The sequence below is a fragment of the Candidatus Bathycorpusculum sp. genome, from assembly GCF_009778815.1.
GTDB classification, from domain to species: domain Archaea; phylum Thermoproteota; class Bathyarchaeia; order Bathyarchaeales; family Bathycorpusculaceae; genus Bathycorpusculum; species Bathycorpusculum hydrogenotrophicum.
Window position 1 is genome coordinate 1 of the sequence record NZ_WRFL01000057.1, and the last position, 13,858, is coordinate 13,858.

Sequence of the window (13,858 nt, forward strand, 5' to 3'; positions counted from 1 at the left end):
AGGTGTTTAAAATTTTGGCAAACAAGTATCGCAATAGACGTAAACGTTTCGAAATACGAGCAGCCCTAATCTGCGGTCTAATCAACCATGAAAACCAAAACTAAATCCCGAGGAGGTCTATTAACTAAAAGAAGAGCAGGTTATTTGTTTTTTCAGATCTTGCAAAGAAGAATGTGCCTATCACAAGACAGATTAGGGTTAGGATGGCGATGCGGCCAAATTGATTAGCGGATTGAACATGGCTGTTTCAACACTTGTAATGGCTCTGGCAAGGTCTATAAAATAGGTCATAGGCATGGGTAATTCTTCCTTTGTTTCCTCTGAACCTCTATGGGTTTTCTTAACTGTGACTGTTATAGCTAAATAATTCTAACGGTTGGCATTGTTGTCGCTACAACAACCTCATTTTTTCACCTAAAAAAGAAAAAGAACAGGTGTTCTGAAAGTGGAATTGCAACTCCGTAATCACACCGGGCAAGATGCCGTTTTGTCTGATGTGGCTCTTACGATTTAAATTCACAAAACGTCCTACTTGGACGCGACTTACCATATAATAAATAATAAAAAATTTTTATTACACTGTTCATAATGACAGTGTGTGAGAGGTAAAAAATTAGGTTTTAAAAAGGTGAGCTGAAAATGGCTGAACGATTTATTTTAAGTGACAAAAAGGGACGAATGGAAGGAACAAGAATCATTACGGACACAAAACAGGCGTACAGTATCATTTTGTGAACTGGGGTAGTGCAGGCGGGTTAACCTTACTTGTGGATAAGGCTGGAAAACCCTTACTAGATGAGAATTACGCAATCCATTCAAAATAAACCCTAACGCCGTACATGAGTAAAACCCAAACGGCACCGATAAGGCTTATTTTGTTTGACTTTTCTTTGCCACTAAAGCAATTAACGCAAGGTCATTGTCTATGTCGGCTTCCAAAAGCTTGACATCAAAATCTCCGCCCCCTCCAGCATCTTCAAATTCCTTCTCAAAATTCTTCACAGCCCAATCTGCCCAAGGTCGCCATAACCCTTTTGGATCATCTATATCATAACATGATAGGATTTCACAAAGTCCAGTTTTCTCCCAAAGATTACGCCACCACTTGTTACTGTGCAACGTGAATAACTCTGGAACCCACAACTTTGCTAATGTTTCAGGATATCCTTTTTCAAACTCACGTTTAAACCCGGGAACAACAATTCCAAATTGACCTCCAGGTTTTACAAGTTTTGAAAACATCTCAGGAAAGTATGATTCACTTGCGCCAAAGTAATTGTAACTGTCAATTGATATGGCGACATCAAAGAAACCATCTGCATAAGGTAACGCATGGGCTTCCGCATGAATGGGAAATACTTTGTCCGCAACGCCTGCCTCTTCAAACCGACGCAGGTTATCTGTAGCACTTATCCATAGGTCATTGGCAAAAACAGTCACGCCGTATTCCTTTGCCAAAAACACGCTGGTACTTCCTTTGCCACAACCCATGTCTAAAACTTTCATATCTGGACGCAAGTTCATGTGTCCACATAAATCTTCAAGAAGCCATAGTGGATTTGGGCCCATCCAATTTTGTTCAATCCAGTTTACGTCATACTTTTCTGATTTAGGATATCTTTTCATTTCTACTCTCTTTCAATGTTTGTTTGTTGCCCTTTAAATTTACCTGATTTAAAGGGCCGGTGATGAGTTGACATTGAAGATCCAAGACGATGGGGTAGACCAGAAAATTTAGTTGAACATGATAGTTGTTGGAGAACCTGCTAAGAGGTTAGGGCTTTGTCATGTGTCTTTGATTGGTTTGGGTTTACTTTCGAGTATCTTCCAAGTCGATGTCTCTGTTGGTTATTGCTTTGAATAGGCAAATGACTGAGAAAAAAGTTCGTGTATTTTTGTATTAGTTATCTTTTGGATTTTTGCTGTTTTAGGGGGTGCCATTAGTGTCAATGGCTCTTGATAGCTATTGTAGAAGGAGAACATGTTGTGAAGAAAAAGCGGCAATAAATTCGGGAAAAGATAAATCTAAATCTGCACCATAATATTATTTAATCGCTAGTATCTTTTACTTGACGTAACTGAGCAAAAAAGCAAGAGCTGATTTCATGGATACTACCGTTTTATTTAATATGTCCTATGGTTTATACATCATTGGCGCAAAAGACGGAAAAAGAAATGTAGGTTGCCTTGTCAATACAGTAACGCAATCTACTTCCAACCCTGTGACAGTAACTGTATGTATCAACAAGGATAATTACACAAACGATTGTATTAAAAAAACAAAAGAATTTACTGTGTCAATTTTATCCGAAAAAACAAAAGAAAATATCTTTGGAATTTTTGGATTTAGCAGTAGCCGCGATAAGGATAAATTTGTACAGGTTCCATTTGGGTTGACACCCTCTGGGCTACCGTATATAAATGAAGGCATTACGGGCTATATGCAATGTAAAGTGATTAATTTTGTCGATAATTTTACACACACAATTTTCATAGCTCAAGTGCAGGAAGCTGAAAATTTGTTCAAAGAACCCCCAATGACATATGCGTATTATCGTAGTGTCATAAAGGGAAAGACACAAAAAAACGCTCCAACTCATGTGAATGAATCAGAAAAAACGGATATCGCTAAAAAGGTCTATGTGTGTAGCGTGTGTGGCTACGAATACCCCAGTAGCACAGACGAGTTTGAACAACTTTCTAACGATTATGCCTGTCCAATTTGCGAAGCACCTAAAAACAAATTTAAACTTAACTTAAAAAACTCATCTTCCCAGTAATAAAAATAAATACAAAAAACATAAATGGAGAAAAAAATACAATGAAAAAATTTGTTTGTCTTATATGTGGTTATACCCACGAGGGGGATATTCCCCCTGTAAAGTGTCCCCAATGCAATGCGCCTTCTGAAAAATTCAAGGAACAGAACCAAGATATGACTTGGGCTGCTGAGCATACAGTTGGTATTGCAAAAGGCGTCCCTCAAGAGATTATTGACGGTTTGCGCATGAATTTTAACGGCGAATGTGCTGAAGTTGGTATGTATTTGGCTATGGCTCGCGTTGCTCATCGTGAAGGTTATCCTGAGATTGGTCTGTATTGGGAAAAAGCTGCATATGAGGAAGCTGAACATGCTGCCAAGTTTGCTGAATTATTGGGTGAAGTGTTATCTGACAGTACTAAAGAAAACCTTACAAGACGAGTGGAAGCTGAGAACGGTGCAACTGCTGGAAAGTTTGAACTGGCCAAACGCGCTAAAGAGTTAAATTTGGATGCGATTCATGATACTGTACATGAAATGGCTCGTGATGAAGCACGGCATGGCAAGGCTTTCAAGGGGTTATTGGCGAGATATTTTAAATAAACGCTTCAATTAGCGTTGTATCTCGGCAAGATTCACCAAACTCTAAAATTCACTCACTACCTTTTTATTAACTATTATTTTGCACCTGTATCTTTTTCAAGCATACGCTCAAACGCATACACAACTTGTTCCCTTTAATAACTTCCGCAAGAACAACCATAGCCTTATCAGGAACTTCCCAAATAGAGAAAGAATATCGCATACCTCTTTTTCATCCTTAGCGACCCTGCAAACACTTTGAATCTTTAACTCCTCGAGTAACCTCTCTCACACAGTTTACCCTTAGATCAGTAGCTTTCACAAGCGGTATGTTAATCCTCGCCGCATACGCCTCAGCAGATATCTCTCATTCTCCAACTTTGATTATATACAAGAGAAAAGCAGTTCAACACTTACGCGATAGTGTGAACGAAAATGTGAACAACGGTCTTTTGTTCCCGTTGGGTCTTTTGTAATAATGCATATAAACAGTATTTAGCGTACATTAGATTTGAAGATAAACTAAAGGTTACAGCCATGCGTATGAATGTTAAATCTAAAGTTAATTTTCGCGGTTTCTTCAGTAAAGGCTTTTTTGTTTCTTTACTGCTTGTGGTATTGTTGTTTTCTTCTTACGTTGTCTCAGTATTTGGCGGTGTTTCGTCTTTTGTGTCTGGGGCATCTGATAAAGTAGTTAGTACTGAAACAGAACTCAGAAACGCCATTAACAATTCGGCAAAATCTACAATCATTGCACTTAACAAAGACATCACTTTAACAGAAACCACCCTCACCATTCCAGCAGGTAAAGAGATCACCTTAACAAGTAACAAAGCCTCTGGATTTTTCAAACTAATAGGTGTAGTTAATAGACACACTATTACTGTTGACAGCGGTGGAGTACTAGCTCTCGATGGCATTATTGTAACTCATAAAACAGGTGAAATCGGTGGAGGAGTAACTACTAGCAAAGACAGCACACTTATCATGTTTAACGGCGAAATCACTGGCAATATTGGTGGTTACTATTTTAATCCCGATGATCATGCGCACATGAATGAAATCTTTGCAAACGGTTGTGGAGTAGATAACAGGGGTACTTTTAAGATGTTAGGCGGCAGAATTTCTAATAACATTAATGGTGGAGGGGTAGTAAATTGGGGTACTTTTATTTTGTCTGGAGGCGAAATTACAGGCAACACAGCCAGTAGTGGTGGCGGAGTGTACAATAGTTGGCCGAGTGTTTTTGAGATGATGGGGGGCAAAATATCTAACAATAACGCTACAGCAACACACATATCTGGAGGTGGCGGTGGTGTGTCTATTGGTGGTAGTTATGCTGAGAAATGCGTTTTTGTTATGTCCGGTGGTGAGATTACGGGTAACACAGCTCCTGCGGGTGATGGTGGGGGTGTACACAATCATGGTGGTAAATTTACGATGGCGGGTGGAAAAATTTCTGGTAACACCGCTTACACTGGCGGTGGCGTGTATGGTTATGCTCACATTTTTGAATGGATTGGCGGCGAGATTTCAGGTAACACCTTCACTGGCCTTTATGGTGAGGGCGCTAATGTATACCCTGAAAACAGTACTGGACCATCTGGTGGTGATGGTGAAACATCTAACGGTAATAACGGTTCATCTGGTGGTGGTAGTGGTGGGACATCTAATGGTGATAGTTTTAGTTTGAAGGAGGTTGTGATTATTTGTATAGGGATTGTGGGTATAACTTTGGCTGTTGTTATGGCAGTTTTACTTTTCTATTTTAAAAGAACACAAAAACTGTAACGACTAGACCAAATCAGCTACAACAACATGCTGTGTAAACCCGCTAATTCAACAAAAACAAAAATAATTGTGCTTACAAAAACAGCTGCCATTTAAAAAATATGTAAACTGTAGCCCTAACGTGCCGTTTGGGAGTTGTTGTATGTTGTGTCGGTTTTGCTTTATGTGTTAGGCGTAGTCGTGAATTGGTTTGTTTGTTGACATGTCCTTTGTATGTTCTGGGATTTTTAAAGTCAGAGATTTTGTTTTTGTTTTTTGAGCCGATGTTTGAGGAAGAGAACCGGACACATTTGTTTGGTGCAGGGAGATAGCTTCACGGGGTCGTTCACAGGGTCGAACACAATTAGTCTTTTTATGTAATTTTTCACATTTGTTGTTGTGTGTCGTTGATTGGTTTGTGAGTTTTACTTGTAAATGTTATCGTGGTGCTCGTACCTTCGTATGGTGGCCGCCGTCTTTGCTTCGTTAATAGTGATACCTGCCGCTGAAAGGCGATAAGGTGCCGGGGGTTTACTCTACATCGACCTATAACCGGTTTCTTTCTGCCTGCTTTTTCCTTTTTTATGTTTTTTAGTTATGACGGTGGGCACTTTCCATTTTTCAAGATTGAAGATAACCATAAAATATTATAGTTACCAACTAAACAACTATAGTTGATTATAAATGAGTGACAAAAAACTTACCACAATACAACTTACAAAGTCAGCTGTCCAAGAACTAAAAAATATTCGAAAATACCCAAGAGAAACCTACAACGAAACAATTCTAAACTTGATAAAAACAGCCAAAGAATCTAAAAAAAGAAAGCAATATGATGAATTTCTACACACTATCCAGCAAGCAAAAATGAAGGAACTCTGGGACAACGACGAGGACGAGGCTTGGGAAAATGCCTAAATCTGGGGATGTCATCCTTGTGACAATACAGTTCACTGATACAAGCGAAGTGAAAACAAGGCCTGCCATAGTTCTTTTTGAAGAATTCGGTAACCTAATAGTGGCTGGCATAACAAGTAATCTCAAAATGAAAGGAATACCCCTCAGCAAATCTGAAGGTGCCATAAAATACAGTGTTATAAAACTAAACTACCTCTTTACCATCTCAACTGAAATGACAAAAAAAAGTACTTTTCCATCTTAACGCTGAAAAGAAGCAACTAATCCATTCTGAACTAACTAAACGTCTCAGCAACCTCAAAATTAACTAAAATAATTTGTAGTTTCTTGAAAATTTTGTCTACTTTCTCAACCGCTTCTAAGGAGTACACGTGATCACTGGGAGTATCTTTTTGTGAAGTCGTTGACTTTTATGGTTTTTTCGTTTTTAGAAGCTTTTAGGCTTTCGATAAATTCTGGTTTTAGCTCTGGTTCTAAGAGGTTCTCTTCAAATTGTTGTGCCATTAGGTTTATTGCTTGGCTTTTGTCTTTGAGGCCGTGTTTGGCTTTGATTATGTTGAGTACTCTGTTTGTTCTTTCATCAATTTCTATTATGGCTTTAACCATATTAACATCATATTAATGTGGTGTTAATCTGAATTATATGTGTCTCGGCTATTTTTGTGCTAATTCATTAGGCATTTTGTACTTTTTCCAAAACTCGCAACATTACAAGTTTTTGTTGGTAAACAGATTTTAGCACAACAGAAAATAACAAAACTTTGACAAACAAATTCTAACAGCGTTCAAAGAGCTTATCCTACAAGCAAAACGTAAATCATTATCCGCTTTGCACTGTTTACCCTATGCTTTTATCCTCATCATTTTACAAAAAAGCGCAAACTTTTTGTGCACATATTTCCACCAAAGTATAAATCTTCTACGAGACATCCTGAACTTTTTTGTCAGGGTAACATCGCCTAACATAACCCGTTAATATTTTTCCAAGTTCTGCCACAAGAAGAATTATCGCCCCACCCACAAACAGATACAACCAATCCACTGCACTTAGTGAAACAGTGTCAAACCATTGTTGCATAAAAGGCAGATAGGTGTACCCTAATTGGATCAGTATCAATACACCTGCAAGGATAAATGCCATTTTGTTTTTCCAAAAATCCTTACCAAAAATCGTATGATGCATGTTGCGACAACTAAAAAGATAAAACATCTCCCCAAAAACAAGCATATTTACAGACATCGTTCTTGCATACTCAAAACTATAATTACTTTTATAGATTTCAAAAAACAACATTGTAAACGATGTGATAATTACCGCTACCAATACCATATGCGGGATTAAACGCGAACCAATCAATGACTCTTTTGGAGTCCGCGGCGGCTTACGCATAACATCTCTTTCGGGTGGTTCAAAAACCAAAGAAAGAGCCGAAGTAACAGCAGTCACCATATTTACCCACAAAATCTGCACAGGAGTAACCGCCAAAGCCAAACCTAAAACCAAACAAACCGTCATCACCAAGGCTTCAGCACCATTTGTCGCAAAAATAAACAAAATCGTCTTACGTATATTATCATATATCGTTCGGCCTTCTTCCACAGCAGAAACAATAGATGCAAAATTATCATCCGCCAACACCATCTCTGCAGAATCTTTTGTTACCTCAGTGCCCTTAATGCCCATCGCCACCCCAATATCGGCCTTTTTCAAAGCAGGCGCATCATTCACCCCATCCCCAGTCATCGCCACAATTTCGCCCTGTTCTTGCAACGCTTTGACTAACCTAAACTTATGCTCAGGGCTCGTTCTTGCAAATATATCACACCCCATTACAACCTCTCGAATTTGCGTATCATCTATGCCTTCAAGCTCAGCACCACTTATTACACGGGGATTATTGGTCAGTCCCATTTGTATAGCAATTTCTCTAGCAGTAAGCACATGGTCACCGGTAATCATTTTTACTCGGATTCCCGCATTTTTACACACACCTATAGCCGCTATAGCCTCAGGTCGGGGAGGGTCAATAATTCCAACAATACCTGCAAATATCAAGCGTTTATCTAAATCATTATGATCAAGGACAGCTTTATCGTTACTTACTTGCGCATATGCACAACCTATAAGCCGTTGCCCACGACCAGCAGCCAGTTCTATCTTCGCTTCCCAAAATGCGTGATCTATTGGCATTGTTCCATCTAAAGTTGCCTGTTGCCCACAAATACTTGTAATCCTCTCAGGTGCGCCAACAACAAAAAGAAACTTTTTTCCATCTATGTTATGCAGTGTTGCGCGATATTTATGCTGTGAATCAAAAGGAATGTCATCGATTTTAACCGAATCCGTATCGACATATCCTGCTTTGCGGACAAGTGTTTTTAGTGCCGCTTCGGTAGGTGCGCCTTGAGGAACCCATATGCCGTCACATTCCAAAATATCTGCTTCATTGCATAACTCCAAAGATTGAATAAGCCGATATAACAGGGCATCATTAAAGTCCGTACGTATATTTTCAAGTGTTATTTCGCCCTCGGGCGCATAGCCTAAACCCGACACAGCAAAATCCCCCTTTGACGTGTAGATGTTGGTTGCAGTCATTTCATTTTTGGTAAGCGTTCCAGTTTTGTCAGAGCAAATCACTGTAACCGAGCCAAGGGTTTCAACCGAAGGCAACCTCCGGACTAGCGCATTTCTCTTCGCCATGCGCTGTACCCCAAACGCAAGTGTGATGGTAACTACGGCAGGCAGACCTTCGGGTATTGCCGCAACCGCTAAACCAACTGCCGCAACAACTGTATCACCTAAAGAGGCATTAGTGAAGAGAACCGCATACACCGTTAAAAGTGCAGAGAAAACAAGTATTATAACTGCTAAGGTTCTGCCCAAGTTATTCATTTTTTTCATAAGTGGTGTGCTTTCTGTTTTTGTTTCGGTGAGCAGGGTGTTGATTTTGCCCACTTCTGTGTCAACCGCTGTTGCGACAACGATTCCTGTGGCATCGCCTGTGCGAACAGTTGTTCCAGCGTATGCCATACCCTCTCTCTCGCCTAAAACAGTGCCTGCTATAACAGGTTGGGTTGTTTTTGTTACTGCTACGGACTCACCTGTGAGTGAGGATTCATCAACTTCAAAACGGCTTACGTTAATAAGCCGAATATCAGCTGGCACTTTATCGCCTGCTTTCAAAAGGGCAATATCGCCTGGGACTATGTCTTCTGCAGCAATTTCCTGTCGTCGTCCGCTACGCATGACATTTGCTTTTAATGAAAGAAGATTTTGTACGCTATCCAACGCTTTTTGTGCTTTATCTTCTTGGATGTGGCCAACGATGGCATTTATGATGACAACGCCTAAAATAACTCCTGTATCAAGCCAGTGCCCCATAAGCGAGGTTAATACAGCCGCGCCAAGTAAAACGTAGATTAGTGCATTGCTGAACTGCAACAAAAATCGTTTGATAATGCTATCTTTTTTTCTTTCTGGTAATTTGTTTTTGCCGAACTGTTCTATTCTCTTGGTGGCTTCTTCATTTGAGAGACCGTTTGTGTCGGTATTTAGTTTGTTCAATACTGCTTTATCAGTTAGTGTTTCCCATGGAGTGGTGTGCGGGCTTTCTTTCATGTTTAGTGGTTCACCTTTTAATTTGGATATCCAAAGTGCATGGTTTTTGCAAGCTTAGCAGTTATTTTGGATATATTCTTTTCCGATAAACCAACCAATATGGGCGGTACAAATACCAATATCGCTTTAGGTGTGTTCTTATTTGAAATGCTTGGGTGCTATCGGTTTTGTTGCAGTTATGGTTTTAAATTATAGCCGGGAAGATAAATGGGACGATAAATGATCGATGTTTATGATGTTGTTGCTGGTTGTAGGGTTTTTAGGTTAGGCATTGAGGAAGTGTCCTTTGTTTAGGGGTGTTTGTGGTAAGCTCTCATAAATCCCGTACCACCTAACTGCCGCATAACAGCCATTTATCGCCACATGCACCCAAGACAGTTTTCTATGGTGCTTCTGTTTAGTTTGAGGGTTTGTGCGAGGTCTTTTGTTGTCCAAGGTCTGTCGTCTTTTAGAAGTTCTGTGATTTTGGTTGAGTTGTTGTAACGCCCAATGGGTAACATCTCTTAATTATTATGTGCAGTTCAATACTTAAGCGATAGTGTGAACGAAAATGTGAACATAACTCAAAACTTTCAAACACAGAAAAATAAAACGCCGCCCATTTAGCTTCAATTGTCTAAAAAAGGCAAAAACATCCCCAACTAAAAAATGATATACAGTGCAGGGGGTGGGATATGCATGTTTGTGTCTGGAGCTTTTCCTCAAAATCGCGGCTTTGGCTTTGATTTTGAGAGTTCATTTTAAACACTAAAGAGAGAATAAGTTCAAGTATGCCTATAAGGTTTTTTCGAGTTCGGATAATAGCGGACACTCAAAAATTTAAAATAGCAATTGCACTTATATCAATAAAGTGAATGCTATCACCTTAGAGGTGACATAACTTTGAGTACTTATGAAAAAGCGAAGCGGCCTGAGAAAAAAACAGACAATAGCGGAGGCTGTAGCAGTTTTGCAGTCTCAGAATTATTGTTGCCTCAACAAAGCACCCCAGAATATGGCCGCTATGCCTATAATTTTAGTGACCTACCCGCAAACGACCCAACGGCTGTTACATCTGAACGAAGTACGTTAATAGGTCAATTGGGTACTTCAGGAAGCGGCGAAGGGCTTGACAGCAAAACAAAAAACCAAATGGAAAATGATTTTGGCTACAATTTTGGATCCGTTCGAGTACACACAGACAATTATGCGACCAACCTAACAAGTGCGTTAAACGCTAAAGCAACCTGCTATGGACAAGACATCTACTTTGGAAAAAACCAATACAGCCCAAACACCCAAAAAGGCACCGAACTCCTCAAACACGAACTAACCCACTACCAACAACAAACCCAAACAGGAACAAAACTAATCCAAAACGCTGAGGATAATAACAAAAGTGACATAGTATCAGCTATATATGAAGCAAATAAATTTAGTGAAGATATGCTCAGCATAGTCGTTGATATAATTGTTGAGGATTTATATTGTAAAAAGAGCGAAGAGGAGACTAAACCTGTCGGAGAGAAAACTATGAGGATTTTTTCCGAATTGACTAAAGTTGATCCGTACTTTCGAAATGCTGTAGCTCAAAATCCATCTGAATCGATTAACTCAAAATATTCTTATGTTAATCTTCTTTTAAAGAAATTGTCCAGAACACAGTTTGTAGATGAAGCAATGGCGAGAAATATGACTGTTCTAGATAAGCTGATCGAAGTAGTATGTACGCCCGGAAGTTATCTCGATAGTGAGTATTTTAAGGGTATTTTGAAATCCGCATATTATTATACCAATTATAAGTTTGTTCCTAAACGGTCTAGTGAAGATTGGGTGGAGCAGTTTGCTGATAATTTACGTGTTTTATTTAGATTAGGTAAATTTAGTGAAATCTCGGAAGAGCTTGACATCCTACCAAATAAGCAACTAAAAGGTGCTGTATCAGCAGAGATCCTCATGTATCTAAATGATGAAGAACTTTATGATGTCTATAAGAGAGAGGGAACAACACTTTTTGATTATAACTCAGAGGGATCACAGCTTCTTGCGAGGATGAGTCTGATAATACACAATGGATGTGTAGCGAAAAATTATCAAAAGCAGTTGTTACGAATAGATGCGGCAAAAGCCCGTACAAGGGTTTTTGGTGATGCAAAGTTAGTTTCTAGTGCAAACAAAGATCAATCACAAGAATATTACGATCAGCATTCGATTGAGTTTGGCAATGAAATGATCAGTATCACCATTGATGAACTAATAAATCTATTTAGAACGACTGCAAAGTATGTAGAAAATAGGTTAAAAAAAGGTGTAGAAGTGGGTAAAGATGCAGAGGATAACTTTGATAGAATCAGTAAAGCGCTTGACAAGCTTTCAGCTGAAAGCGGTTATAGAGGTGCTGTGGCTACAGAACTTATGCTTAAGTTAGGTGCTGGATCTGTTAAGTTCGTTGAGCAAACACAGTCTGGATCCAAACTTCTTACCAAATTACATAATGAAATAGTTGATGTCTACCCAACAGGGGAGCCGCTAGAGCAGGTTTTTAAAATACTAGAAGTTAGAAAAGATTCAAAAAAATCAAAAGCTAAATCTGGACAAAATGAAGACTGGAAACCAGGTTCAGATTATTCCTATTCAGGCATTATTGGGGTAAGATGGAAAAGGCATTTTCACACTGGGTGGACGATGGGTGATGTAGCTACGTGTTCTTATACTCGTTATGAGATTGCACGCCCGTATGGTAGGAGCCTAGAGCGCGTGGATTATCTGACTTGGAGTACTGCGGCTTCAATTTTTAAAAGGATCACAGGCAAGACCTTGGAGGAAGAGCTAGATGATGAAGCGCCAGATATGCTTGGAAAGCAGGCTGAAATAGTCGGCGCAAGTGTAACATCAGCCGGATTGACCACGCCTAGGAGCAGTGCTGGAACGGTCTATTATCGTGTAGATTCCGGAATCTATGGTCCCATTAGCGAGGGTGTTTATGGGCTTGCTCCAGATACAGTTATTCCAGAACATATGGTGGATCGGATAGAGTATTATCGAGAAACTCGTGGTGTTCGTACAGAGCTTCCACCAGGTACGATTATTCCACGTAATGCACCCAGTGTAGAGTATTCTAAAAGTGTGGCCCTTAGTGGTTTTAAACGGCGTGCAGCAGTCAAGCAAATGCTAAAGAGGGGTATTAAAATAGGGGGATCTGCCGCCGTTAGTATGGGTACTAGCATCGCTTGGGGTTTTCTTACCCGTGAATATCAATCTGCTCTGGAAAAACTGCAATTTACAGACTTAGTTCCTAAAATGAGACCAACTGAGTATCTGAAAATAGAGCATTATGGTTACTTGTTGATGCCTAGATTCTTGGAGGTGGTTCCATCAATCTCCCATCCAGCTCAGGGTTGTGACGGTGAATGGAGCGAGCTCTACTGATTCCGTGGATCTTAATCAACAAAACTGACCGATCAGCTACGGCAAGCAAATTTTTCTGCCGAATCAACAAATAGGGATACGGTAAATCTACACGGCTATAAATTTGTAATCAGAACTCCCTCTGTCTCTGTAACTATGCTCTGCAGGACTTTGTTTTGTTAGATACTTATACTTAGTGAAATTAACTTTAACCTCTAAATTGAGCGCTCTATTGACATGTTATCTGTATTGTGTATGTTTACTCCTTAGAACACTGATGCAACTAAAATCTGCTAAGATTTTCCTTGCTTTTATCCATTATTTTGTCATTCAAAAGTTAACAGAATCAGTTTAGTGCACCTCATCATTACATCAAAAACAGGGTAATTCTTGGATACTTTTAACCGCCAGATGTATTCAGTAGTTCTGAAAGGTTCTGAAAGTGAGATTCTTCTAACTGGAACAAATTCTTTCCTTACAATCGGAAGCATCCATAAATCTATATGCCAATATTTTTTTATGCAGTCTGAAATTATGCCAATCTTTATGAATGCTGAGGGGAGGCAAAGCAAAGGCAACAAAGCAAAGGCAACAAAGCAAAGGCAACAAAGCAAAGGCAACAAAGCAAAGGCCGTGCAAACGGAAAGTAAGTGGACTTACCGATGATTTGGGAAACAAAAAATACATAAAATTACTGTGTCTTGTCCCAAAATAATTTCCCACCCGAGTTATCTTACGACACACTACCTCACCACCCAAACTCTGCAAAACACCTTTCCAAAAATACCGCACCCACCCAACTAAAAACATGGTCAAAA

11 protein-coding genes and 1 pseudogene are annotated in these 13,858 nt (G+C 39.5%); 8 read left to right on the top strand and 4 right to left on the bottom strand.

The window, feature by feature from the left end; all coding sequences use genetic code 11:
- Nucleotides 1–104: pseudogene (locus FWF39_RS09730) on the top strand (IS5/IS1182 family transposase); the annotation flags it as partial.
- Nucleotides 105–731: 627 nt separating this feature from the next.
- A complete protein-coding gene (locus FWF39_RS09735) occupies nucleotides 732–824 on the top strand; it encodes a hypothetical protein (protein ID WP_343383250.1) in 93 nt (30 codons plus the stop codon).
- A gap of 46 nt (nucleotides 825–870) precedes the next feature.
- On the opposite strand, the gene FWF39_RS09740 is transcribed toward FWF39_RS09735, so the two are convergent.
- The gene (locus FWF39_RS09740; RefSeq protein WP_343383251.1) at nucleotides 871–1,626 is read right to left on the bottom strand and encodes a methyltransferase domain-containing protein; all 756 of its coding nucleotides are present in this window, start codon (nucleotides 1,624–1,626) and stop codon (nucleotides 871–873) included.
- A 479-nt stretch (nucleotides 1,627–2,105) separates the two neighbouring features.
- On the opposite strand from FWF39_RS09740, the gene FWF39_RS09745 reads away from it, so the two are divergent.
- The 5 genes from FWF39_RS09745 (at nucleotide 2,106) to FWF39_RS09765 (ending at nucleotide 6,275) form a co-directional block, all read left to right on the top strand.
- Nucleotides 2,106–2,780 carry a flavin reductase gene (locus tag FWF39_RS09745; RefSeq protein ID WP_343383252.1) on the top strand — a complete coding sequence of 225 codons (675 nt, stop codon included), beginning with the start codon at nucleotides 2,106–2,108 and terminating at the stop codon, nucleotides 2,778–2,780.
- Nucleotides 2,781–2,821: 41 nt separating this feature from the next.
- The gene (locus FWF39_RS09750; protein WP_343383253.1) at nucleotides 2,822–3,364 is read left to right on the top strand and encodes an NADH peroxidase; all 543 of its coding nucleotides are present in this window, start codon (nucleotides 2,822–2,824) and stop codon (nucleotides 3,362–3,364) included.
- Between the two features lie 522 nt (nucleotides 3,365–3,886).
- Entirely contained in the window at nucleotides 3,887–5,134 is a 1,248-nt protein-coding gene (locus FWF39_RS09755; RefSeq protein ID WP_343383254.1) for a hypothetical protein, read from the top strand.
- 663 nt (nucleotides 5,135–5,797) lie between these two features.
- A complete protein-coding gene (locus FWF39_RS09760) occupies nucleotides 5,798–6,031 on the top strand; it encodes a hypothetical protein (protein WP_343383255.1) in 234 nt (77 codons plus the stop codon).
- Nucleotides 6,024–6,275: a type II toxin-antitoxin system PemK/MazF family toxin gene (locus FWF39_RS09765; protein ID WP_343383256.1), complete on the top strand. Its 252-nt coding sequence runs from the start codon at nucleotides 6,024–6,026 to the stop codon at nucleotides 6,273–6,275. The genes FWF39_RS09760 and FWF39_RS09765 overlap by 8 nt, the downstream gene beginning before the upstream one ends.
- A gap of 131 nt (nucleotides 6,276–6,406) precedes the next feature.
- Here the strand turns inward: FWF39_RS09765 and FWF39_RS09770 are convergent, their stop codons facing one another.
- Entirely contained in the window at nucleotides 6,407–6,637 is a 231-nt protein-coding gene (locus FWF39_RS09770) for a DUF2683 family protein (protein ID WP_343383257.1), read from the bottom strand.
- 313 nt (nucleotides 6,638–6,950) lie between these two features.
- Complete coding sequence (locus tag FWF39_RS09775; protein WP_343383258.1) at nucleotides 6,951–9,653, bottom strand: HAD-IC family P-type ATPase; 2,703 nt, start codon at nucleotides 9,651–9,653, stop codon at nucleotides 6,951–6,953.
- 882 nt (nucleotides 9,654–10,535) lie between these two features.
- Here FWF39_RS09775 and FWF39_RS09780 point away from each other — a divergent pair.
- Nucleotides 10,536–13,061 (top strand): DUF4157 domain-containing protein, encoded by a 2,526-nt coding sequence (locus FWF39_RS09780; RefSeq protein ID WP_343383259.1) that lies wholly within the window; start codon nucleotides 10,536–10,538, stop codon nucleotides 13,059–13,061.
- Nucleotides 13,062–13,493: 432 nt separating this feature from the next.
- On the opposite strand, the gene FWF39_RS09785 is transcribed toward FWF39_RS09780, so the two are convergent.
- Nucleotides 13,494–13,858 (bottom strand): hypothetical protein (locus tag FWF39_RS09785; protein ID WP_343383260.1); only part of this gene is annotated, 365 nt, incomplete at its 5' end.